Source organism: Pseudoalteromonas sp. PAB 2.2, assembly GCF_001938575.1.
Classification (GTDB): Bacteria; Pseudomonadota; Gammaproteobacteria; order Enterobacterales; family Alteromonadaceae; genus Pseudoalteromonas; species Pseudoalteromonas lipolytica.
The window spans coordinates 173,289-197,071 of record NZ_LYPI01000007.1; the positions used below are offsets into that span (position 1 = coordinate 173,289).

Annotated in this window: 18 protein-coding genes; 8 read left to right on the forward strand and 10 right to left on the reverse strand. The window is 41.6% G+C overall.

The features are described 5' to 3' along the window. Positions 1–14 precede the first annotated feature (14 nt). From kduI to BWD47_RS01215, 5 genes are all read left to right on the forward strand, one after another. Positions 15–857 carry a 5-dehydro-4-deoxy-D-glucuronate isomerase gene (gene kduI / locus BWD47_RS01195; RefSeq protein WP_036972286.1) on the forward strand — a complete coding sequence of 281 codons (843 nt, stop codon included), beginning with the start codon at positions 15–17 and terminating at the stop codon, positions 855–857. Positions 858–893: 36 nt separating this feature from the next. After that, positions 894–1,883 carry a TRAP transporter substrate-binding protein gene (locus BWD47_RS01200; protein WP_036972284.1) on the forward strand — a complete coding sequence of 330 codons (990 nt, stop codon included), beginning with the start codon at positions 894–896 and terminating at the stop codon, positions 1,881–1,883. Continuing rightward, entirely contained in the window at positions 1,880–2,365 is a 486-nt protein-coding gene (locus tag BWD47_RS01205) for a TRAP transporter small permease (RefSeq protein ID WP_036972283.1), read from the forward strand. Before BWD47_RS01200 ends, BWD47_RS01205 begins: the two co-directional genes overlap by 4 nt. Continuing rightward, positions 2,365–3,666, forward strand: a complete 1,302-nt coding sequence (locus tag BWD47_RS01210) for a TRAP transporter large permease (RefSeq protein ID WP_036972281.1) — start codon at positions 2,365–2,367, stop codon at positions 3,664–3,666. Before BWD47_RS01205 ends, BWD47_RS01210 begins: the two co-directional genes overlap by 1 nt. Before the next feature lie 118 nt (positions 3,667–3,784). After that, the gene (locus BWD47_RS01215; RefSeq protein WP_036972278.1) at positions 3,785–4,801 is read left to right on the forward strand and encodes a LacI family DNA-binding transcriptional regulator; all 1,017 of its coding nucleotides are present in this window, start codon (positions 3,785–3,787) and stop codon (positions 4,799–4,801) included. On the opposite strand, the gene BWD47_RS01220 is transcribed toward BWD47_RS01215, so the two are convergent. The 8 genes from BWD47_RS01220 to BWD47_RS01255 all read right to left on the reverse strand — a co-directional run bounded on the left by BWD47_RS01220 (position 4,778) and on the right by BWD47_RS01255 (position 17,954). Further along, the gene (locus BWD47_RS01220; RefSeq protein ID WP_083633605.1) at positions 4,778–5,725 is read right to left on the reverse strand and encodes an alpha/beta hydrolase; all 948 of its coding nucleotides are present in this window, start codon (positions 5,723–5,725) and stop codon (positions 4,778–4,780) included. The genes BWD47_RS01215 and BWD47_RS01220 overlap by 24 nt on opposite strands. Next, positions 5,722–7,380, reverse strand: a complete 1,659-nt coding sequence (locus BWD47_RS01225; protein ID WP_075593209.1) for a glycoside hydrolase 43 family protein — start codon at positions 7,378–7,380, stop codon at positions 5,722–5,724. The genes BWD47_RS01220 and BWD47_RS01225 overlap by 4 nt, the downstream gene beginning before the upstream one ends. 9 nt (positions 7,381–7,389) lie before the next feature. Then, positions 7,390–8,586 carry a glycoside hydrolase family 105 protein gene (locus BWD47_RS01230; protein WP_075593210.1) on the reverse strand — a complete coding sequence of 399 codons (1,197 nt, stop codon included), beginning with the start codon at positions 8,584–8,586 and terminating at the stop codon, positions 7,390–7,392. A gap of 2 nt (positions 8,587–8,588) precedes the next feature. Further along, positions 8,589–11,123, reverse strand: a complete 2,535-nt coding sequence (locus BWD47_RS01235; RefSeq protein WP_075593211.1) for a glycoside hydrolase family 88 protein — start codon at positions 11,121–11,123, stop codon at positions 8,589–8,591. Between the two features lie 52 nt (positions 11,124–11,175). Further along, the gene (uxaC, locus tag BWD47_RS01240) at positions 11,176–12,618 is read right to left on the reverse strand and encodes a glucuronate isomerase (RefSeq protein WP_075593212.1); all 1,443 of its coding nucleotides are present in this window, start codon (positions 12,616–12,618) and stop codon (positions 11,176–11,178) included. Positions 12,619–12,671: 53 nt separating this feature from the next. Next, entirely contained in the window at positions 12,672–13,298 is a 627-nt protein-coding gene (gene eda / locus BWD47_RS01245) for a bifunctional 4-hydroxy-2-oxoglutarate aldolase/2-dehydro-3-deoxy-phosphogluconate aldolase (RefSeq protein ID WP_074988732.1), read from the reverse strand. After that, a complete protein-coding gene (locus BWD47_RS01250) occupies positions 13,298–14,776 on the reverse strand; it encodes a glycoside hydrolase family 28 protein (RefSeq protein WP_075593213.1) in 1,479 nt (492 codons plus the stop codon). The genes eda and BWD47_RS01250 overlap by 1 nt, the downstream gene beginning before the upstream one ends. 151 nt (positions 14,777–14,927) lie before the next feature. After that, complete coding sequence (locus BWD47_RS01255) at positions 14,928–17,954, reverse strand: TonB-dependent receptor (protein ID WP_075593214.1); 3,027 nt, start codon at positions 17,952–17,954, stop codon at positions 14,928–14,930. A 353-nt stretch (positions 17,955–18,307) separates the two neighbouring features. On the opposite strand from BWD47_RS01255, the gene BWD47_RS01260 reads away from it, so the two are divergent. Beyond that, positions 18,308–19,075, forward strand: coding sequence for a rhamnogalacturonan acetylesterase (locus BWD47_RS01260; RefSeq protein WP_065978974.1), 768 nt, complete (start codon positions 18,308–18,310; stop codon positions 19,073–19,075). Positions 19,076–19,331: 256 nt separating this feature from the next. Next, positions 19,332–19,514, forward strand: coding sequence for a hypothetical protein (locus BWD47_RS01265; protein WP_218158190.1), 183 nt, complete (start codon positions 19,332–19,334; stop codon positions 19,512–19,514). Positions 19,515–19,553: 39 nt separating this feature from the next. Here the strand turns inward: BWD47_RS01265 and BWD47_RS01270 are convergent, their stop codons facing one another. Next, positions 19,554–21,632, reverse strand: a complete 2,079-nt coding sequence (locus tag BWD47_RS01270; protein WP_074988735.1) for a TonB-dependent siderophore receptor — start codon at positions 21,630–21,632, stop codon at positions 19,554–19,556. Positions 21,633–22,195: 563 nt separating this feature from the next. Here BWD47_RS01270 and BWD47_RS01275 point away from each other — a divergent pair. Next, on the forward strand, positions 22,196–22,651 hold the full coding sequence (locus BWD47_RS01275; protein WP_036972258.1) for a globin family protein: 456 nt from the start codon (positions 22,196–22,198) through the stop codon (positions 22,649–22,651). A gap of 61 nt (positions 22,652–22,712) precedes the next feature. On the opposite strand, the gene BWD47_RS01280 is transcribed toward BWD47_RS01275, so the two are convergent. Beyond that, the gene (locus BWD47_RS01280) at positions 22,713–23,591 is read right to left on the reverse strand and encodes an EamA family transporter (RefSeq protein WP_036972256.1); all 879 of its coding nucleotides are present in this window, start codon (positions 23,589–23,591) and stop codon (positions 22,713–22,715) included. Between the last annotated feature and the right edge of the window lie 192 nt (positions 23,592–23,783).

Here is a 23,783-nt window from a genome sequence, read left to right on the forward strand (position 1 = left end):
AGGAAAATAAAACAATGAACACAGAAATTGAATCACGTTACGCAGTAGGCCCAAATGAAGTAAAAGGGTTTGACACTGAGCAATTGAGAAACGAGTTTTTAGTCGACAAATTAATGCAAGCCGACAAAGTGTATTGGCTTTATACCCACTATGAACGTTTTATGGTTGGCAGTGCAGTACCTTTAAATAACGCATTAACGCTTGAAACATTAGATAACTTAAAAGCGGCCCATTTTCTTGATGGTCGCGAATTGGGCATTATCAATGTTGGGGGCAAAGGCAGTATTACAGCGGATGGTGAAACTTACTCATTAGACTATAAAGATGCACTTTACTTAGGTCGGGGTAACAAATCAGTGTCTTTTCGCAGTGATGATGCTAAAAACCCAGCTAAATTTTACTTAAATTCAGCACCTGCGCATCACAGTTACCCAAATAAACACGTTACTAAACAAGATGCTAATGTACTTCATTTAGGAAGTTTAGAGACATCGAATGAGCGTAATATCAACCAAATGCTCATCAATACAGTGGTACAAACGTGTCAACTGCAAATGGGCTTAACTGAACTTAAGCCCGGTAGTGTGTGGAATACCATGCCAGCTCATCAACATGATCGTCGTAACGAAGTGTATTTTTATTTCGAAATACCTCAAGAGCAAGCGGTCTGTCACTTTATGGGTGAGCCAACAGAAACGCGGCATTTATGGATTCATAATGAGCAAGCTGTGGTCTCGCCACCGTGGTCAATCCATTCTGGTGCAGGGACACAGAATTACAGCTTTATCTGGGGGATGGCTGGTGAAAACTTAGATTATGACGACATGGACAAGTATCAACCGCAACAATTGAGATAGTCCACATTTAACAGAACACACAATGAAGAAATAATAATGAATAGAAATCTTCTTTACAGCGTTTTTGTGGTTTTTACGCTTGGTTTTATAACCAGCTGCAGCAATGACAACAAAACCACACGCTTGACGCTTGCCCACACGCTGGATACCCGGCATGTGGTGCATCAAGCGATGGAGTATATGGCAAAACGTTTAGATTACTATTCCAACGGAAGTATGGAAATAGTGATCTATCCCGGTGGTCAATTAGGGTCAGAACGAGAGCTTATCGAGTTGCTACAAATAGGTAGTCTCGCTATTACCAAAGTGTCTGCGAGTCCGCTTGAGGGTTTTGTGCCAGAAATGAAGGTGTTTGGTATTCCTTATCTGTTTAATGACAGTGCGCATTTTTGGCGCGTATTAAACAGTCAGTTAGGTCAAGACATGCTTGATAAAGTATCTTCAGCAAGACTCAAAGGGTTAGGTTATTACGATGCAGGCAGCCGAAGCTTTTATACGACCCAAAAACCCATTCACACGCCTGAGGATTTAATTGGTCAGAAAATTCGTGTATTAAATAGCCCCACGGCCGTTGCGACGGTACAAGCTCTTGGCGGTGCTGCAGCACCTATTGCGTGGGCTGAGCTGTATTCGGCTCTGCAGCAAGGGGTTGTTGACGGCGCTGAAAATAACCCACCCAGTTATTACTTATCTCGCCACTATGAAATTGCGAAGTACTACTCGTTAGATGAACATACCTTTGTACCTGATGTTATTTTGGCCAGCCAAGAAGTGTGGGAGTCCTTGAGTGAACAACAGCAAACATGGCTAACTAAAGCCATGGCTGATTCTGTTGAATACCAACGTTCACTCTGGCAATCAGCATCGGATGAAGCGCTTAAAGCGGTTATTGAGGCCGGCGTTGAAGTTACCTACCCCGACAAAAAAGCGTTTCAGGATAAAGTCGCCGATTTTCATGCTTCATTTGCAGGTACGCCTGTTGAGCAACATATCAAGGCTATCAAAGCGATGGGGGAGGCAAAATGACAAAGCTAAATTCACATCTTAACTCATTAATAGAACGGATTTTGATAGTAGCGATGATCGCCATCGTGGCCGTCGTGACTTGGCAGGTGTTTTCGCGTTTTATTTTGCGTTCGCCAAGTTCATACACAGAAGAGTTAGCACGTTTTTTATTAATGTGGATTGGGGTTTTAGGCGCATCGTACGCATACAGAACTCGCGCCCATTTAGGACTTGATCTGTTCTATCAAAAAATGGTTCCGACACTACGCAGAAAATGCACCTTTATTATTGAATTATCGGTATTGATAACCGCATCTTGCATTTTAGTGTATGGCGGCAGTTTGTTAATGATGCTGAGTTTTGAGCTTGAACAAAGCTCGGCAGCTCTGGGTATTAATATGGGCTTTGTTTATGCTGTATTGCCGTTAAGTGGCCTATTAATTGTATTTAACTGCGTTGAAAATATTGTTAATTGCTTAATGAATGTGATGGAGGAATCATAATGGAAATGACAGCCATAATTCTAATTGTGTGTTTTTTCATCTTACTGTTTATTAATGTCCCTATTTCTATTTGTATCGCATTATCTACACTGATTGCGCTTACGCTACATATGGATTTTACGCCAGCAAGTATTACGATTTCCCAACAGATGATGGGCGGTCTGGATAGCTTTGCCTTGTTAGCCATCCCATTCTTTATTTTGTCTGGTTTAATTATGGGCCAAGGAGGCATAGCCAAGCGTTTAATTGAGTGTGCTATGGCAATGATTGGCTTCTTACCCGGTGGTTTAGCGCTTGTGAATGTAATGTCGTGCATGATGTTTGGTGCTATTTCGGGTTCTGCTGTTGCAGCTACGTCGGCTATCGGTAGTTTTATGGTACCAGAAATGAAAAAGCACGGTTACAGCGAAAACTTTGCAGCAGCAGTCACAGCAAGTGCGGCAACAACAGGTATGCTAATACCCCCGAGTAATATTCTTATTATTTACGCTATTGCGAGTGGGGGAGTATCGATTGCAGCCTTATTTATTGCGGGTTATTTGCCGGGTATTTTACTCGGTTTAGCACTGATGATGGTGTGTGCAATTTATTCTATTAAGAACAATTACCCTGTGACAGCGCGACTGCCTTTTTCGGTCATGTTCGAAAAGATAATCGCAGCATTGCCCAGTTTATTACTTGTTTTTATTGTGATTGGGGGCATTATTGGTGGTGTTTTTACGGCGACAGAAGCCGGGGCCGTTGCCGTGATTTATGCTCTCGTCCTTGCTGTGTTTGTGTATAAAGAAATTCGTTTAAATGAAATGCCTCAGTTATTACTTAAGGCCTGCGAAACAACCGCCATTGTGATGCTTATTATTGCTGCATCTTCGGCAATGTCGTGGCTTTTGTCCTATACGCATATTCCACAAATGGTCAGTGAATTCTTTTTAACATTAAGTGATAACCCAATAATTATTTTGTTATTAATTAATTTAATTTTGATACTTGTGGGCGCATTCATTGATATGACGCCAGCTGTACTGATATTCACACCGATATTTTTACCGGTGGCAATGCAATTTGGTATGTCTCCTGTTCAGTTTGGTATCATGATTGTTCTCAATTTATCGATAGGATTAGTGTCTCCGCCAGTGGGGAGTGTATTATTTGTAAGTTGTGCAGTCGCAAAAACAGCGATACATAAAATAATAAAACCCATGATGCCACTCTATTTAGTGATGTTTCTGGTACTAATGTTGGTTACGTATGTACCTGCAATTAGTGAATTTTTACCACGCTTATTCGGTTTATTAGATTAAAATCACCAAAGAGGTGCATGTCGCCTCTTTTGTCATTTATAATGTAACGAATTTGTGTACTTTTAATAATTAAAAGCTGAACACTACTGTCGCTAAGTAGTTGACTCTGGAATTTTATATGTCTGTAACAATCAACGATATTGCTCGTTTATCAGGGGTCTCTAAACGCACTGTTTCGAGAGTGATAAACTGCTCACCGGCGGTCGGTAAAGCAACCCGTGAGCGGGTGTTAGAAATTATTAAAGAAACAGGGTTCTCGCCAGATAAGCAAGCGCGCGGTTTGGCGTCGAGTCGTTCTTACTTACTGGGCTTAATCTATGATAACCCAGATGCACTGTATATTGATGAAGTGCAACGTGGCGCATTGAGTGTTTGTGCTGAGCTTGGCTATGAGCTTGTTGTGCACCCTGGATCATCAAAACGCGATGACTTCATTAGTGATTGCCTTAGTTTTATTTCGCGCTCAAAACTAGATGGCGTGATTATTTTACCTCCTGTCTCTGAAAATAAAGCATTGGCAGCAGCGCTTCGAGAAATTAATTGTCCTTATGTTCGTCTTGCGTCAGTTGATTTAGATGATGCAGACAATATTGTTGTGTCTGATGAGCGTGCTGCCATGCGTGATATGGCGACACATTTAGTCGAGTTAGGTCATACAGATATTGGGTTTATTTCGGGCCCTCAACATTACCGCTCGTCGATTGAACGTTTAGCAGGCTTTTTGGCTGAGTTGCAGGTATATAACGTTAAGCTACCAACAGACCGCATAGTTGAAGGTAAAAACAATTATGACAGTGGTTTGGCGTGTGCTGAGCAATTACTTAATACTTTACCAAGACCCACTGCAATCGTTGCAAATAACGATGAAATGGCTGCAGCGGTTCTTCGGGTTGCAAACAACTTAAATATTAGAGTGCCCGATGAGCTCTCAGTGGCTGGATTCGACGATAATATTTTGGCATCACGTATTATTCCCTCATTAACAACTATCCGACGCCCAGTGTTTAATATGGCGTGTTTGGCAGTCCAAAAGCTGATCAATAAATCCCGTAATAATCAGGAAAAGTTAGCCTTACAAAAAACAGTGACACCTAACCTCGTTACACGCGAGTCAACGGGAAGAGTCAACGGCTAATTGTTTATTAATAAACTCACTGATTAATTCAACCGTGTTATTTTGCCAAGGGTGAAATAGCCAAAAGCAATGGGGAGCCTCTTTAAACACATGCTCCTTGTTTGTAATGCCACGCTCAGTTAATTGTTCTTGAACTGCTTTTTTTCCTGCATAAAATCGCGCAAAGCCACCGTTGATAAATAAAGTCGCAGGGCTTGTGTTTGAGATGTAATTAATTGGGGATGCATGTTGCCAAATTGCAGGGACTTCTTCATAACGACCTCCTAGCCACTTACTGGCAGATGTAACCGCCTTATTTTTATCATTCTCGTAGCGCAGTGCCAAAGGGGTAGTGAAATCAGACAGGCCATCAATGTTGATTAACACGCGCGCATTCACTGCCAATGAGGCACTTTGATTCGATAACTTGCCATGACTATAAGCCAGTAGGGCAGCTATTTGCCCGCCTGCTGAACTGCCTGCAAGGGTCAGTTTTTCAGCGTTTAAGTGAAAGCGTGAAGCGTTACTTTTTAACCACTGTGTTGCTAGTGCAATATCGTGAATCGATGCAGGGTATTGCGCCTCATCCGAAAGTGTATAAGCAGGGGTTGCCACAACAAAGCCCTTAGCGGCAAGTTTTGCTGCGAGGGTTTGTAAAATGGCCGGTGAACCCGAGCCCCATCCACCACCATGCACCAATACAATCAGTGGTAATACGGTGTTGTTATTAGGTCGAATAATAGTGATTGACTGGGAGCGCAATTTACCTGGGTACGTATGTTGTTCGACGTTTAAATTACTTATTGGGCTGTCATCTGGTAGATGCAACTCGCTGTAGCGTGGTTTTAACTTTTTATATGTGTTTTCAAGAGTATAAGACGCACTATGAACGTGGTTTGATATTCCACTTAATAGAAAAGCGATAAGGGGGAGTGTGTGTTTCATTTATCAGCTACCTTAGAAAAGCGAATATAATCGTAATGTACAGAGTGAGAATTGCGACTGAACAACTTATTGACATTGAATAAGCCCACTTTGGCACCAACCCAACGGCCTTTTTTGGCACTAAAATGCTCTCCGATGGCCCGATATTGTGAGGCTTCTGACGTTTTATAACTAAATACCGCATGAGCGCCAGGTTGCACCAGTAATCTTAAATACATTGTCTCAGTGGTGACCTCTGTAATGATTGTTTTATGTTCTGTACATCCTTTTCGTGCTCCTTTGCATTGGCTATAAACAAGGTGGAGTGCGCCTTCATCTGAACGCGATATACCGATCCACGCATAGTCTTCGCCAAACAATAAAAGACCGCTGTCGCCCTGGTAAGTTTCTGGATTAAAGACTAATTTTGTTTCAACGAAAAAGCGCTCTGCCGGTAGTTTTTGCAATAACAGCGAAGGAGTAAGCCACAAACTGTCTGCTACTTTTTGCTGTTGGGATAGTGTTAAATAGCCAGCACTGTCAGTTAAAGAAAACCAGTGTGGCTGTGGATTTGCGTTCCATTGCCATTGTAAACCAAGTTGCTCAGCATTAAATTCATCGCTGTTGGGTATTTGAGTGCTTAAGAACCGTTTAGCTTTGGGTTTTCGATACTTTAAAACCGGCTCGCCGATGCCATCTTTATCGGGATCTCGGCCAATCACGGGCCAATCATTAAGCCATTGAAGCGGTTGTAAATGCACGATACGGCCGTAGGCATTTTTAGATTGAAAATGAACAAACCAATCTTGGCCATATGGCGTGTTGATCCAACTTCCTTGGTGTGGGCCGTTGGTTAGCGAGTTTCCTTGTGCCATTACAATTTTGTCTTCATACGGGCCTAGTATGTGTTTACTTCTAAAAACCGACTGCCAACCTAAATCGACTCCGCCTGCAGGAGCAAAAATGTAATAAAAGCCATTACGCTTGTAAAACTTAGGACCTTCTAGGGTACGATATGAGGGCAGGGTATTGCCATCGACGATATGCTGGTATTCGTCACTTACCCAACTGGCGTCAGCACTCATTTCACGAATTGAGAGAACATTGTTAAATCCGGCCCTGCTTTTTGCCCACGCATGAAGCAAGTAAGCTTTGCCATCATCGTCCCATAAGGGGGTTGGGTCGATAATTCCTTTCCCTTTTAGAATTAATGTGGGTGTTGACCATGCTTTAGCGGGGTCTTTGGCTGTAATAACATAGATCCCAAAATCTGGGTCAGGGTAAAAAATCCAAAATAAGCCATTATGATAACGAATATTGGGTGCCCAAACGCCATTACCATGTTGTGGCGTGTTGTAGTGCTCACGCGGTTGTTGAATAGGGAGTGCGTAATTTATGAGTTGCCAGTTAACTAAGTCGTTTGAATGTAAAATAGGCAACCCCGGCGCAGAGTTAAAACTTGATGCCGTCATGTAATAATCATCACCCAGGGCAACGATATCAGGATCTGAAAAGTCAGCATGAATGATAGGGTTTTGGTAATACCCATTTTCTAAATCTGCCTGCCAAATGAGCGGCATGTTATTTTTTTCAGTGGGGAACTCTATCAGTTCAATAGCCGGTAAAGTAACACTGACAAAAAAAAGGGTATTTATTAAGACATAAATCGCTTTCACTTGATTTCCTTATCTGCCTAATAAAAGACTCGCTAAAATAAAAGGCCCAACTGCTTTAGGGTCATTATCTCGGATATTTTCGCTTAAGTAATAATCATAGCTACCATCACGATATGGCTTGCCGCCAAGCCCTGCGACTTCACAGGCTGATGTGATTGAAATACGTTTTGTTTTTTTGTCGACAGCAATGAATTCATCGATTAATCCAGCATAACTTTGTTCTGCGTACACTAAGTAATAGGCTGGTAAGGCGTTATCTAATACTCCTTTGATGATTGCGTAGGTAAACATGCTGCTTCCAGAGGATTCAGGATAATTACCAGCTTCACCGCCTTTATCTGTGACTTGATACCAAGTTCCAGTGTCATTTTGATAATGTAATAAGCGATCGATTAAGTGTTTAAAGCGGCGAGATAACCATGTTTTTTCAGGATAATCATCTGGCAATTGCGCTAACACATCAACCATCGCCATGGCATACCAACCTATTGAACGTGACCAGTGATTTGCTGATTGTCCTGTGATTGGGTCAGCCCATTTTTGACTCTTTAACTCATCCCAGCCGTGAACAGGGAGTTGGGTATCAGGTCGGTATAAATGCTTTTCAATAAGTTGGAATTGCTTGATAACATCGCTAAATTGCTCTTTTTGACCATAACGACGAATGTACTCAGCGTAGAATGGTGCGCCCATGTATAAACCGTCGAGCCACATTTGTGAGGTGTAGCGTTTTTTATGCCAAAATCCCCCTTCTGTAGTGCGGGGATGCTTTTCTAATTGCTTTACTAGTATGTCGATGGCGAGTCGATATTTTTTGTTGCCTGTTTCGTCATACATGAAAAACAATAACTTACCAGCATTAAGCATATCGATGTTGTATTTACTCTGTTGATAAGTCTTAATCGTGCCATCGTCCATAACGAGGCTATCAACATACTCTTTTATGTAATTGAAATAGCGTGTATCGCCTGTTTTTTGATAAAGCTTAGCAAATGCCATAAGTTCTAAGCCATGGGTATAGTCCCAGCGAGCAGCAGTGCGCCAGTCAATCAAATAGGCATGCGGATGACGTTGCATTTCTGATTCAGCCATCCATATCGACCACATAATCGGGGGGGGTTTAACATTGCTTGCAATGCTGTTTACTGACCAAAAAACGCTTAAAATACAGGTTAATAAAATCGATAAGTAGCGAAATGTTTGCATGATTATTTACTTTTCTGACGAAGCAATTTTACCATTTCTGTGCCAGCTAAAATATACGCCGCGTTGCCTTTAGGGTCGTTTGCAACAACAGGTTCACTCATGTAGTAGTCATAGCTCCCATCACGGCCAAAGCCAAGCCCCGCTACATAACATTGGTTAGTCATAGACACAGTGCCATCTTGGTGCAATAAGGTAAATTCGTTTAATAATCCCTGATAGGCCTTATATACAGTCGCAAGGTAATCGGTGCTTAAGTAGCCCTTATTTATTGCTTTTGCATAGAAGTAGGTAAACATCGCCGTTGCTGATGACTCTCTATAATTACCTATCGCATTGGGTTTATCCATTACCTGCCACCAAGTGCCGGTTGCTGGGTCTTGCGTTTTTTCTAGACTGTCGGCAATTTCTTCCACCATGGTAAGTAAGTGTTTTCGTTGCTGACTATTTTGTTCAGGAATATAATCAAGTACATCGACAACGGCCATCGCAAGCCAGCCCATTCCGCGAGCCCATACCTCGTGTGAAAGCCCCGTTGATTTATTAGCCCATGCCTGTTGTTTAAGCTCATCCCAGCCGTGATAGTAAAGCCCTGTTTGTGTATCTTTTAAAAACTCGCGGGTTAAGTTAAATTCGTTCACCACTTCGGCAAAGGTTTCTTGTTGTTGGTGACCCGATTCAAATAAGGCTGCGTACTCAGCTAAAAAAGGCATACCCATATACACACCATCAAGCCATACTTGGCCTTGGTATTTTTTCTTATGCCAAAATGCCCCTGTCGACGTGCGAGGGTGTTTATGTAATTGCTCTCTTAGCGCATGAATTGCTTTTAGATACTTTTGTTCATTTGTTTGCTGGTATAGCGTAATTAAATTGCGACCAGGCGGAATATTATCAATATTAAAATTGCTTTGTTTATAGGCTGAAATAAGGCCATCTTCAGAAATAAAGCTTCCGGTTACTTTTTCAATGACTTGTTTATATTCCGCATTATCTGTGAGTTCACCGAGTGTGTAATAAGCATACGGTTGAATACCAATAATGTCATATTCAAACTTTGGAGATCGCTTACGGTTAACATCCCATCCATTATAGTGGTAGCCTAGCGTTTTACGCGCCAGTTCAGAATCTGCGAATGCTTGTGTCCACTTAAGTGCAGACTCTGCGGAGATAGACGCTTGCATTGCATTCTGTGTCAACGATGTTTTGAGCTGAATTCGAGGCTTAATGGTCAGCTTTTGCGCTTGTTGTTTAATATAATGCTCAAATTGTTCTACGGTATTAATACCGCTTTGTGCTTGCCATAAAGATGCAAAATAATAGTGAACTTGCTGACTGCCTTGCTGGCCTTTTGGCGTTAATTCTACTAAGTAGTTTTTATCATCTTGGCGTACTGTTTTTACATCCCCTTTTTTGAAAAAAACCACCATGCCTAGCGCCTTACCGTCGAGACTTTGTTTGCCCCAACTAGCAATATACCCATAGCCATAATTGCTCATGCTTTGTAAATCGGCTTTTAAAAAGGTCGTATCGGGATGTTTTACAAGGCCTGCGGTGATGTTATCAAGTGGTTTGTCGAGTTTTAAGGTGACTTCTGCCAGTGGAGAACCCGCTTGCATACTGATAAATGCACTGAGGTCTTGTTGCTGTTCGCTGTTTTGCCAGCCATGGTAATCAAGTTGAATTTGGGCGAATAGATCGCCATTCGCAGTGATGCTTGCAGTACGAGTATCTACTTTGCTGACATGTTCAAGCTTACCTTTCTCATTGGTATAGGCAAAACCACCTGCACCTAGCGATCCTCCTACTTTTAATAAGTCCATTCCCCAATCTTGCAGCGAATGATACGACTTATAACCATCTAAACCAACGTTGTGCAATACGGGTTCTGGAGTCAGTTTTCCGAAGATATCAAAACCATTACGCCAATCGAGGTAAATGCGATAACCGACCTTATCTGATTCGATCCCCGGTCCTTCATAGCGGATCCAGTTTGAATGGTCTGTGTAATATTCAGGAGGGGTTATGGATTGAACATTTTTAAACTGGCCACCGACATATTCTTTCATTCCAGCATTTTGTTGGTGTTTTGGTGGGCGAGTATGAGGTACCCATTCACCACCCACTTTATGGGCTAAATCTGCTTGTACACGCTTTTTGGAAGGTGCGAGACGTGTTGTTGAGATTATCTCTGCGTGTATATTTTCACCTTTAGAAAGATCAGTAACGAACAAAATACCATCGTTCTTTCCATCCAAATCTTTATCAATCGCTTGATTGGCAACTTGATTATCGCCGATATTTACCGCAAGCGTTGTATTAGGTGCTACACCTAAGTCGTAGTAGCTTAAATAAATAGCTTCATCTTCGCGATTAAACGGGCTGGGATTAGCAATATCAACAGTGGCAACAGAACCTGTCTGTGCTTCTTTTATGCTGTGATGCTGGGGTTGTTCTGCTTGTTGGCAAGCGGTAACAGACAAAGCAGCGAAAGTAATCAGTGATGTGTGTATCAGGTGACGTGAGGGTAAATGTTTCATTGTTGTTCTCCCCTGAAAAGGCCAAAGCAAAGCTTTGGCCTAAGTGTTTTTATTATAAGTTGTATGCTTTTTTCACTAAACCATAGGTTAACTGATAAGCGAGTTCATGCGCTGACTCAATACTAATTTGGTGATTAGCAACAAGTTCAGCTAAATAGCGACAATCCACACGACGCGCGACATCGTGGCGGGCCGGAATAGATAAAAATGCACGCGTATCATCATTAAAACCAACAGTATTATAGAAGCCCGCTGTTTCAGTGGTTTGTTGACGAAAACGCAGCATACCAGCCGGACTATCATGGAACCACCATGCAGGCCCTAGTTTTAGGCTAGGGTAGTGGCCTGCAAGTGGCGCAAGCTCGCGGCTATAGGTGGTTTCATCGAGGGTGAATAAGATGATTTTTAACTTTGGATGATTACCGTATTTACTCAATAGTGGTTTAAGCGCGTTTACATATTCTGTTTGGCTTGGGATATCTGCCCCTTTATCACGACCGAATTGATTGAAAATCGGTTGGTTATGGTTGCGGTGTGCACCTGGGTGGATTTGCATTACTAAACCATCCTCGATACTCATGCCTGCAAGCTCGGTCAGCATTTGTCCACGAAACAGTTCTTGTTCTTGCTCATTTGCGTGACCAGTTCGGCATTTTTCGAACAATGCTTCACATTCACTCAGTGACAAGTCGGCAGTTATTGCACTGGGGTGCCCATGGTCAGTGGCTGTTGCGCGACCTTCTTTTTTAAAGTACTCACGGCGAATACGTATAGCGTCTAAATACCCTTGCCATGTTGTGGTATCTTGCTCGGTTAGCTCCCCTAGTTTTGCGACATTATCAATAAAGTCTTCGCGACTTGCATCAACCACATCATCTGGTCTAAACGTTGTAATAACTCGCTTTGCCATGTTTGTGCCAGCCATGCCACGATGATGTTCGAGCGAGTCTAGCGCACCTTCTGTGGTTGCAATTAGCTCAATATTGAAACGGTCCATTAGCGCATGCGGTTTATAGGCATCAGTCGCCAGCTCTGCGGTGATTTTGTCATAATAGTCTTGCGCATTGTCTGAATTTAATTTTTCAGTAAAACCAAAAACATCGCTAAATACAGCGTCTAGCCAATAGCCACTGGGTGTACCTGCGAACAAGTAATAATTGTCCGCAAAAATTTGCCATGCTTTTTTTGGATCAACGCTTTTAGAACGCGCCATATCACCTTCTAAGCCATGCTCAGGAATTCCTAACGTTGTTAAGTCGATGCCTTGGCTGTAGAGCATTCTAAACACATAGTGATCTGGTTTTATGAAAAGCTCAGTAGCGTTACCAAAATGAGGGTTTTCATTAAACCATTTAGGGTCTGTGTGGCCATGAGGGCTTACAATAGGGAGATCTTTAATTTCATTGTAAAGTTCACGGGCAATGTTTACGACAGCGGGATCGCTTGAAAATAGGCGATCAGGATGTAGTTTAAGAGACTGTGATTGACGAGTCATAGTGTTTCCTTTATTCATTTACTTATTAGCCACCGGTGGCAAAATAGGCCAATTTATTTTGTTAGTACGTTAGCGCAGGCTTGAGTGATACTTTGCCAGTCTTTTGTATTCACCCAATCAGGTTTTGCGACCCACGTTCCACCCACAGCAAATACATTATCTAATGCTAAAAAATCTTTGAAATTTTGAGCATTTACACCGCCTGTAGGACAAAAGCGTACCTCTTGAAAAACACTCGAGACAGCGTGTAAAAAATCGATTCCGCCACACAATGAAGCTGGGAATAACTTGTGTTCTGTAAAGCCATATTCACTGGCGAGAAGAATATCGGCATTATTCGATACGCCTGGTAAGCATGGTTTGCCACAACTTGCTAAAGCATCTAGCAGGCGAGGCGATACTGCTGGCGTTACAATGTAATCAGCGCCTGCATTAATGGCGTTATTTAATGTGTCACTACGGGTAATTGTCCCCGCACCCACGATGAGATTTGGTAATGCCGATTTTATCGCTGTTATTGCAGCTAATGATTGCTCAGTGCGAAGTACAACTTCGACTAAATTAATACCAGCATCTTGCATAGCCCGAGCAACGGCGACTCCTTGCTGTGGATCATGTGCTTGGATGATTGGCAAAATCGGTTGTCCTGCCATTAATTTAGAAAATGCGCTCTGTGCCATTAGATTGACTCCGCTAATAATTGTTTTGCGCTAATTGATTGATTGTTCAAGGTGACGTTTTCAACATTGAAATCGGTGATATTTTTAACGATTGACTGTTTTGCGACGTTATCAAAGTGGCTATTTATAATTGTAAAATCTTTGATAGGTGCCCGCTCAAATCCATTTAAATAGAACGCTTTATCAAGCACGTTATTACAGTGCAGATTGTCTATAACGATATCGCGTACGGTGGGGTCAAATTGGCCTGCATCACCTTCTTCGTAAAAGAAATTAATAACAATTGCATTTTTTACTGTGCCAACTTCAACATTACGAATGCGAATATGCTCAATTAATCCACCGCGGACAGAATTGGTTTTAATACGGATGGCACGTTCTAAATGTGGACTGTCCATCGTGCAATCTTGTACGTAAACATTGTTCACACCGCCTGATATTTCACTGCCAATGACGACACCACCGTGACCTTCTTTCATGTGACAGTTTTCGATCACTATATTGGCAGATGGCGTGTTGACGCGACGACCGTCAGCATTTCGCCCTGATTTAATTGCAATACAGTCATCACCTGTATCGAACGTACAGTCTTTTATATGCACATGATTGCAGCTTTCTGGATCGCAACCATCGGAATTTGGCCCATGGCTTGAGAACGTGACACCACTGACTGTCACACTGTTACATAACACGGGGTTTACTAACCAAAAAGGAGAGTTTTTGATAGTCACTCCCTCAATTAACACATTATTACAGCGGTAGGGTTGAATGAAAGGGGGGCGCAGATATGCACCATCAGCGTAGATTCGCTCAGTAACAGGTAAGGCGTTTTCAGCATCAACCATTAATTGTTTACGTGCTGGTTTTTGATCCATCAATTGACCATTTTCTTGGTATTGTAATTCCCAGTGTTTTTCTTTGTGTGGACCTTTCCATGGCCACCAAGTGGTATTATTCGCATTACCCTCTAGTACACCTTCGCCAGTGATAGCTATATTTTGTTGGCCATACGCATAAATTAAAGGGGAATACCCCATCATCTCGAGGCCTTCCCAACGAGTGAATACTGCAGGTAGGTAGTCATCTGGATTAGTACTAAAACTTAGCACTGCGTTTTTTTCAAGGTGTAAATTAACGTTCGATAATAAGTGAATCGGGCCGGTATAAAATACACCCACAGGAATAATAACTTTTCCACCACCTTGCTGGTGGCAGGTTAAAATAGCCTTTTTTATAGCATGGCTATTATTAAACGTACCGCCACTTTGAGCGCCAAAGTCAATGATATTAAAAGCACTCTCGGCGAACTGTGGTACTTTAATGTTCTTTTTAATCGCTTCGGCTGCTGACCAATCATTATTATCTGTTGGCGTCAGTAACGTATTTACACTCGCACTTTTGCAGCCCATTAATGCAGCAGTACCTACTAAACTACTCGAGGCGAAGGCTTTAAGAAAAAATCGGCGATTATTGTTCATACTCAAGGTTCCTGTAGTCACAACGTGTGTGCTAATTGTTTTTATAGTTGAAGTACTCTAGCAACAATTGCCACCGGTGGCAATTGTTGCTAGAGATTTTATAAAAAATAACCAACCACACAGTATTGGTTATTTGGAGGGGAGTCATTTGTTAAAATGATCCGCGCAAGCCGACTAAAAATTGGCGTCCTGATGATAAGCTTTCGTATGGGCGAGGTGTGTAAATATCATTCCACATCTCTTGCTTTTCATCAGTTAAGTTAACTGCTTCAAACGACAAGCTCATATTTTCTGTCAGTTCATAGCGAGCAGAGAAGTTGAGTTTTGCTTTGTCATCATAGCCACGTACAAACGTTGATTCATCTTTGTATTCATCGAGGTATTGTTTGTTATAACCACCACGATAGTTGTATGAGAAACGTGCTGACCAATTATCTACTTCATAATACATCGTTACATTGAAAGTGTTTTTAGACGTTTCTTCTTCGACTAAATTCAAAGGTGTACCATAAAAAGGATCTTCGATATCGCGGGTATAGTCGATATATGTGTAGTTTGCTTGGATCCCTAAGTTATTAAAGGGCTCAGGCAAGAACGTAAATGGCTGCTGATAAATAAACTCAGCACCCCACATATCTTCAGCGTCGGTATTAGTAAGTTGGGTTACGGTCCAGGTAATATCTTCTGCGTTCATATCACCAATGTCGATACCCAAGCGATCTAACTCAGCCTGACTTAACACTTCATCACTACTTTCAGATGAAATACCGGTGATATTTTTAAAGAAAACAGAACCCGCAACCAGAGATTCATCTGCAAAGTACCACTCTAGACCTATATCGTATTGTTTTGCTTTGTACGGCTCAAGTGACGGACCCGCACCACGTTTAATTGTTGCGGTAGGGTCTTGCTCATCAGGGGTATTAACACTTATTGATGAACGTAAGTCAGATAGTTTTGGTCGGGTAATAGCGTGTGAGTAACTAAAACGACCGACTAAATCTTCAGTGATATCATAAGCTAGGTTAAGCGAAGGTAACCATTCATCACCTGTGCTAATCGATTCTCGCCAACCATAACCATTTTCAAAGTTAGCGCCATCACCTTTGCCTGCTGTGTAGCCATCTTTGTAAATATGATCCAGATTTACAATTCGGCTCGTGTTTTTGTTATCAACATAGCGAAGACCTAAATTACCCCTTAGTTCTGAATTGAATATATCTTTTCTAAAGTTAAGTTGAAGGTAGGCTGTGTTTACCTCTTCTTTTATATAATAGGCACGTTTGTACTCTTCCTTCGCTTCAAAAAAGGCGGCATTAGAAAATGCATCCATCATGGCATTGTAGTCAGGTGTTAGCCATGTAGAGCCAAATAGTGTTGAAGTGCTCGGTACTGAGGCATTATTACCAAAGTGAATACCGGTCTCATTAAGTGTGGTAGAAAATAAGTCTCCCGCTATTTGATCGGCATCTAAGTCAATAACTTGTGTTTCAGCTGATTTACCGCTGGTTTTGTTCGTTTCTATATCTAGGTTTTTCCACGCGTTGCGGAAGTCGTGTTGTTCAGTTTCAAAGCTACGCTGCCCTACACCAAATTTCACTGTGTATTCATCATTAAGTTCGTAGGCAAAATCAAGTTTAATGGTTGAGTTTTCGCTCTCAATAGTTTGTGCGCGGTTACGAACGAGCCCAGCACTGTAATTGCTAGCGTCTAGCATGGTGTTTTGTAATTGCTCTTTGGTAAACGCGTTTCCAGGAGCTTGTCCTGCTGCAAAAGCAAATGATGGCATTGTTGTGTTTAACTGCGCACTGCCTATCGCTTCACCACCGGGATTATTAATTAGAGAAAGTGGGTCAATATTACTGTCGTAACTGTAAGCAACGGTTGAGCCCTCTGCATCAAGTGCAAAAGTGCGAAGATAAGGTACATCCAAATCAGATTTTCCTTTACCTACTAAAAAGCTCATTTTTAAACGATCATTAATGTACCAATCACCCGTAAAGCTTACTTGATCAAAGTTTGATTCAGAGGAATCTTGTCGTGCTTCTGAACGTATAATTGCATTTGAAAATGCACCAGCAACAATTGTATTGTTAGGATCTGTATAGATGTTTTCAGGTACGATATTTTTTTGATCACGTAACAATACTGAGTATTGATATTCATCCATTGTCGTGTCTAGCTCTGCATGGAGAATATCTAAGTTCATTGAAAGATTATCAGTAGGAGCGTACTGGAAGGCGACGGTTGCACCTAGGCGTTTTTGCTCTTTTGAAAAGATAGAATAACGAGGTATACGGGGTAAATATAAACCATCCAGATTATCGTTTATGTAATTGCCATTTTCTAACAAAATGGTCTTAGGTGCAGCTGATAGGTAGTTTGTACCTCCTTGACCAACAGGTGAACCGCCATCAACATAGTTTGGATTATTGACGGTCCAGCGAACCGTTGATGAACCTTCACTTTGGACGGTCCCATCACTGTATGCAACAGAGGCAAGTACACCGAATTTATTATCCCAGTTATTACTGAGCATAAATGACACGCGCGGCGATACATCCTCAGAAATATCGTTATAGCGGGCATTGACATTGTATGAGCCTTTAAAGCCTTCATATTGGAAAGGGCGCGCAGTCTGTAAATTGACATTACCTGAAATCCCGCCATCTTCTCTTTCTGCAGACACGGTCTTATCGATGTCTATTTGTGTAAAGAGTTCTGAAGCAAACACGTTATAATCAAAGGCGCGTGAAGTATTAGAGCCACCAGCCGCATCGGTTGCTGCTCCTGCTGAAGCTGATTCCATGCCATTAATCGTTGTTTTTACAAACCGAGAACCAAGACCCCTAATTGTTATTTGACGTCCTTCGCCAGCATCTTCTTCAATAGAGATACCGGGTACTCGAGCCAGGGAGTCGGCAACGTTTAGATCTGGAAACTTACCAATATCTTCAGCAATGATAGTTTCGCGTGTGCCTACCGCCTCACGCTTAGACATTAGCGCTGCATTAATACTGCCACGGTAGCCTTTAACCTGAATAATTTCGATGCCATCATCTTCTACTGCATTATTTTGTTGCTCTTGTGCATTAGCAGCATAACTTCCCATTACGCCACTGAGTAATAGTGAGGTCATAAGACAGCTTAGTTTGAATGTTTGCTTACTTGTTGTCATTGCTGTTCCAGTTGTAGTTTATTGTTATAAATTACATGACTTTCAAACGGCATAAGTCATATCCTGTTATTTTTTTATGCGATTGTGTGTTCAATTACGCAAAGAGTAAAATGCCACTTTAATCCTTGTTTTGCTACCGGTGGCATTTAGGTAGAAATTATACGTAAAAATTCGTGCTGTCAAACCAAATAAACCAAAAATATTAATATTTCCTTTACAAATTAACGTTTTTAAAACCGCCGCAAGTTACATGGTGGTGCAATAGTGGGTTGATTTTATTTATTTATTTGCCACCGGTGGCAGTGTGTGCTAGGGTCATTTTTATTGAGTTAATTTTCTACAGTGAGAGTTCAATGTTTAAACATTTTTTAAGGTTTCTATACGTCGGTGTTGCGCTTTCGTCTACTGCTCAGGCTGATGAACAGATCAACGTTTTTATGGCGGGAGACTCTACAATGTCAATAAAAGAAGTGAAAGATTACCCAGAAACAGGGTGGGGAATGCCTTTTCAATACTTCTTTAATGATCAAGTACAGGTAATTAACCTGGCTAAAAATGGTCGCAGCACACGGACTTTTAAATCAGAAGGTCGTTGGCAAATGATTATGGACGAGATTAAGCCAGGGGACTATGTCATCATACAGTTTGGTCATAATGATCAATCAAAACAAAAAGTTGACCGCTACACATCCGTACCCGACTTTAAAGCAAATTTACTTGGCTTCATCAAAGATGTGCGCGAAAAGCAAGCTCACCCCCTGTTAATGACACCGATAACGCGCCGCTATTTTAATGAAGACGGAACGATTAAAGAGACGCACCCGCTGTATGCAGATGCGGTAAGAGATGTTGCTAAACAAACAAAGGTTGATTTTATTGACATGGAAGCAATTACTAAACGCTACTTTCAAGCGCTAGGTGATGACGGCTCTGCATTACGTTTCATGCATATTGCCCCTGATTTGCACCCTAATTACCCGTTAGGTGTAACAGATGACACCCATTTGAACCAACTAGGTGCAACGGAGGTTGCTCAACTTGTGTTAACAGAATTAAAGAAGATGAATCACCCCTTGGTTGCAAAAGTTAGGAAGCCAGACCCTAAACACCTAAAGCGTTAAATTTGAGCGTTAAGTTGTATTTTTTACTGAAAGCCTAACAATAAGATTGTGAGGCTTTTTTATTGGGTTTTGTTAATCGGTTTTGGTGTAATTTCACATATTGATATTATAAACGCGTTGCTTCTTTTGGCTTTATTGTCCTTAATTTTATAGCACTATAGTTATGGTTCGCTTTTTTAATTGCTCTACCACATTGGATTAGTCATCAACTGACAGCATTAGTTTTGTCATCGATGCTGGGGTTACTGGCGATTATATGTGTACAGAGACGACTTCAAGTAACTATGCACATGTACAGGCTAATCGTGCGACGACGAATGGATCATACGCTTATGCGTTGGGCTCAGGTGATAACTTAGGTCTTTACAACACTTTTTATACCAGCACCTTAGCGCAAACTAGTGCGGGGTATTACGAGTTAGGCAGTTGCCCTAATTAATAAAATTGTGTCGCCCCGATGGGCGACACATCCACCCAGTTAAAACTTATAAGTTAAGGTTAGGCTGCCGTTTGTAGGCGCACCATAATAACCCACGGTTTGTAAACTATTAATGTACTGCTCGTCAGTGATGTTGTTGACGTTTGCTTGTATGTCAATGTTGTCGTTGATATTCCATCGAGCAAAGGCATTAAGTAAGCCATAACTCCCTTGTTTTACATTGTAGTCAGTGCTTTCGATTTTAGATTGCCAACGGCCATTTAAGCCCACAACCACCGCATCGGTCACCGCATAATCTACTGTTACACCTACAACATCACGAGGCGCCCATTTATTGGTATCATCACCATTTTCATCAGTTACATCAATATGTGTATAAGAAGCGACGATATTGATGTTGTCGGTAATCTTTCCAGTGACTTCAAATTCATAGCCTTCTGACTCAATAGACACGCCTTTATAGTAATAAATACCATCTTCTGTCAGGCCCGCGTATTGAGCAAAGTTATCTTGCTCAGCAGTAAAATAGGCAAACGTTGTCATTAGTGCATCGTCAAACCAAGAAGCCTTAACACCTGTTTCAAAGTTAGTGCCTTTGGTGGGGGCTAAGTATTGGCCGTTGTAATCTGCTTGCTCTTGCGGCTGATAAATATCAGAGTAACTTGCATATAAGTTTAAATCGTCGTTTAACTTATAAGTAAAACCAACATAGGGGCTCGTCTCGCTCTCGTCATTATCAATTGATGCACCGGCATTCATGCCTGAGCGCTCAAATTCAATAGTGTTAAAACCAACTACGGTAAATAATTTATCAGTAATGTTTAACTGAGCAGAGCCAAAGTAACGCGTTAGCTTTTGTTCGATATCAGAATATAAAACAGGCGCTAACCAATCTGGCTCAGGTATAGCATCTAAGTCATATGGAAATGCTAGGATTGGACCATAGGCCGGTGTGTTTGCAAAATCAAATGGGTGTTGATACATCACGTCATCACTTTTTGCATGGCTTACACCAACGCTTGCCTGATGTTCTTTACCAAATAATTCAAAGGCACCAAATGCTTTGATTTCAAATAAGTCTGCATCTATATCACTGTCATAACGACCCGGCCAACCACTTAAGCCTAAGTGCGTGTCTTTATCAATCTTGCCGCTGGCATAAAATAGCTTGTCTTGCTCTTCAAAACCGCGGAAGTTATAGCTTGCTTGCAGTTGCCAAGCGTTAGCAAAAATATAGTTGTATTCAATAAATGCAGAAGTGTTGATGGTGTCCCACATTGTCCATTCTTGGGTGGTTGTGTCGCTCACATCCCATTTTGCTTGGCTGCCATCAGTGTAGTTATACACCAGCCCACCCCATGTATTACCATCGGTATCAGCATCTTGATAAGAATAACCAGCGGTAACAGTGGAGTTATCTGTTAATTGACCATCAACAATAACAGAGAAAAACTCACGGTTATTTCCAAGCCCGTCAAGGTAAGATTCTTTATCTTCAGCAGCCGCAACAAAGCGGGCTGCCCAGCTCCCCGAATCAGTTAAAAGCAAAGAGTAATCTGCTTGAAGACGTTTAAAGTCCCATGAGCCAAATGAAACACCTACTTCACCACCATTTTCATTTTTTGGGCGCTTACGAACATAGTTAATCGTGCCCGATGCATTACCAACACCCGTTAAAAGGCCATTTGCTCCACGGATAACTTCAATGTTTTCGTAGCCATAGGCTTCCATAGCCCCGGTTACAATGCCCCAATCATTTGGCAAACCAACCCCATCAATTTGGGTGTTTTTAATTTCAAAGCCACGCGACGTGTAGTTAGTACGATTTGTTTCCCATTCTTCAACATTGATGCCTGGGGCTAAACGTAGCGCATCGTTGATATTAAAGGCTGAATAGTTTTTTAGTTGCTCTGCGGAGATGATACTGATTGATTGTGGTGTTTCATCAATCTCTAGTGCAAGGCCAGTTGCGCCTTCACTTATACGATTTTGGCGAACACCCACAATCTCAAGTGTTTCAATATTCGCTTCAGCCTCAGCAGTTTGCTGTGCGAAACTGAGTTGTGGATTCAATGCATAAATAATAGCGGTTGCAAGTGGCAACTGAGTTAATTTCATTCTTATCTCCGCGTGTTGTGAGCAGTAAATGGCAATGGTTGATTATTGTTTTGATTAAAATAATTCGCGGTAAACCTATCACAACTGATAATAATTATCATCAAGATTTAAATCTAAAGTGTTATGTTAATACAAATAAATGTAACAAAATATGTCAGTTTATTTTGTAAGAGGGCAGCTTATAAGGCGTATTTCATTTTGTGCTTACCGTCTATTTTAATAGTGGCTTATCGCTGCTTAGCAACATGTAAAATTATGAGTAATTTTAAGGAGATATCACCATTTTATTCTTGGTCCAAATGGTTAGCGGAACAACGTGTGGAAGAGGGGGTATTGCGTGTGCTAAATGATGACATTATAAAATAAGCCACTGGCATAAAATCGAAGCCGTTGTGTAGGCTAGGTAAATAAAGTGCGGCGTCCAGAGTCGCTATTTTAAAGTTAATTCAGTATGCGTTATAAGGTTAATAAAGTGGGGTCATACAAAAATTGGGTATTTGAGGAGTAAAATCGTCTTTATGTACTAGTATGAAATAACAATCTTCATTATAAAAGGAATAGGCATGCTCAGCGCTTATCAAAAACAGTTAGTTCAAAATAGCTTTAAAAAGGTAGCCCCCATAGCCGACGACGCAGCAGCCATTTTTTATGCCAAATTATTTGAGTATGATCCTAAACTTAAAACACTCTTTAAAAGCGACTTAAGGTCACAAGGAAAAAAATTAATGATGACCTTAGGTATTGCAGTTAAAGGGCTCGATAATTTAGATGAGCTCGTGCCAGTACTTGAACAACTTGCACGAAAACATATTGACTACGGTGTAAGCGTGGATGATTACACACCGGTAGGAAATGCATTGTTATATACGCTAAAAACAGGCTTGGGGGATGATTTTACCCCTGAATGCAGAAAAGCATGGGTCATTACTTTTAAGGCCATTGCTGATGTAATGCGAACTGCGGCATACCCCAGTTTTGACCCCGCAACTTACAAAAATGTTAAGTATTATCACAAATAATTTTATTGAATCGGGTGTATTGATATAAAGCCCATTGCTCATGGGCTTTATAGTGAAAGTTTTAAGCGTTACTTTCAACTTTTGTTTGTTTTGAGGTCGACATTGAGCTTCCGACCGATGCGGTGATAACGAGCAAAATGGCTAACCATTGCCATACACTTAAAAACTCAGCCAAGATAATAAAGCCAGCGAGGGCTGCTACCGCAGGCTCCAAACTCATCATGATACTGAAACCCTGTGCGGGCATATTTCTAAGTGCAACCATTTCAAGTGTATAAGGCAGGGCACTTGACATAATGGCAACTAGAATACCTAAAGGTAAAACGTCCCAACTTAATAGCGCCATGCCTTGTGAAGCTGCACCATAGGGAACAAGTACAATAGCTGCAATGCTCATACCTAAAGCGACGGTCATGCCACCTGAGCCCTGATTGCCCGTTTTTTTACCGAATAAAATATAAAATGCCCAACAGGCTCCTGCCGCTAGCGCTAAAATGACCCCTACAGGGTCGAGACTTTCCTCACCTTTCATATCAGGTAATAACAGCACAATACCTGCTATGGCGCAGGCAACCCAAAATAAGTCGCGCTTTTTACGAGATGATAAAAGTGCGACCGCTAATGGACCAGTAAATTCCAGTGCGACACCAATACCCAGCGGAATACGCTCGATAGCGTAGTAAAAAAGTATATTCATACCCCCTAAGCTTAAGCCGTAAATAATAATCGGCATGCGCTGGCCAATAGGAGGAAAGGCTCTCCAAGGCTTAAAAACTAAACACAGAATCGCCGCCGAAAAACCGAGGCGCAATGCAGTGGTCCCTTCAGGGCCAATCAATGGGAATAATTGCTTAGCGACAGATGCACCTGACTGAATGGTGACCATGGCTAATAACACGCAAATAACAGCAATCAAAAACGGGGGGATGGTACGCTGCATCACTGTCCTTATGAATAAATAAGAGCTGAAGTTTGGGGGCGATTTTACTGATGTTTTGATGATTAAGAAATGTTTTTCGTTAAACGGTAGCCGATTTTCGATGAAACCTAAGTTGTGAGGCATTCATAACTGTAATGTATTGATTATCAGAGATAAAGTGCATTTTAAGGTGCTCAGTCGCAACGGACTGAA

Bases quoted from the DNA above. Each gene is read 5' to 3' on its own strand.
- BWD47_RS01260 (WP_065978974.1), top strand. From the start codon at position 18,308: ATGTTTAAACATTTTTTAAGGTTTCTATACGTCGGTGTTGCGCTTTCG.
- BWD47_RS01205 (WP_036972283.1), top strand. From the start codon at position 1,880: ATGACAAAGCTAAATTCACATCTTAACTCATTAATAGAACGGATTTTG.
- BWD47_RS01220 (WP_083633605.1), bottom strand. From the start codon at position 5,725: ATGAAACACACACTCCCCCTTATCGCTTTTCTATTAAGTGGAATATCA.
- BWD47_RS01210 (WP_036972281.1), top strand. From the start codon at position 2,365: ATGGAAATGACAGCCATAATTCTAATTGTGTGTTTTTTCATCTTACTG.
- kduI (WP_036972286.1), top strand. From the start codon at position 15: ATGAACACAGAAATTGAATCACGTTACGCAGTAGGCCCAAATGAAGTA.
- BWD47_RS01235 (WP_075593211.1), bottom strand. From the start codon at position 11,123: ATGAAACATTTACCCTCACGTCACCTGATACACACATCACTGATTACT.
- BWD47_RS01215 (WP_036972278.1), top strand. From the start codon at position 3,785: ATGTCTGTAACAATCAACGATATTGCTCGTTTATCAGGGGTCTCTAAA.
- BWD47_RS01280 (WP_036972256.1), bottom strand. From the start codon at position 23,591: ATGCAGCGTACCATCCCCCCGTTTTTGATTGCTGTTATTTGCGTGTTA.
- BWD47_RS01275 (WP_036972258.1), top strand. From the start codon at position 22,196: ATGCTCAGCGCTTATCAAAAACAGTTAGTTCAAAATAGCTTTAAAAAG.
- BWD47_RS01200 (WP_036972284.1), top strand. From the start codon at position 894: ATGAATAGAAATCTTCTTTACAGCGTTTTTGTGGTTTTTACGCTTGGT.
- BWD47_RS01230 (WP_075593210.1), bottom strand. From the start codon at position 8,586: ATGCAAACATTTCGCTACTTATCGATTTTATTAACCTGTATTTTAAGC.
- eda (WP_074988732.1), bottom strand. From the start codon at position 13,298: ATGGCACAGAGCGCATTTTCTAAATTAATGGCAGGACAACCGATTTTG.
- BWD47_RS01250 (WP_075593213.1), bottom strand. From the start codon at position 14,776: ATGAACAATAATCGCCGATTTTTTCTTAAAGCCTTCGCCTCGAGTAGT.
- BWD47_RS01255 (WP_075593214.1), bottom strand. From the start codon at position 17,954: ATGACAACAAGTAAGCAAACATTCAAACTAAGCTGTCTTATGACCTCA.
- BWD47_RS01265 (WP_218158190.1), top strand. From the start codon at position 19,332: ATGTGTACAGAGACGACTTCAAGTAACTATGCACATGTACAGGCTAAT.
- BWD47_RS01270 (WP_074988735.1), bottom strand. From the start codon at position 21,632: ATGAAATTAACTCAGTTGCCACTTGCAACCGCTATTATTTATGCATTG.
- uxaC (WP_075593212.1), bottom strand. From the start codon at position 12,618: ATGACTCGTCAATCACAGTCTCTTAAACTACATCCTGATCGCCTATTT.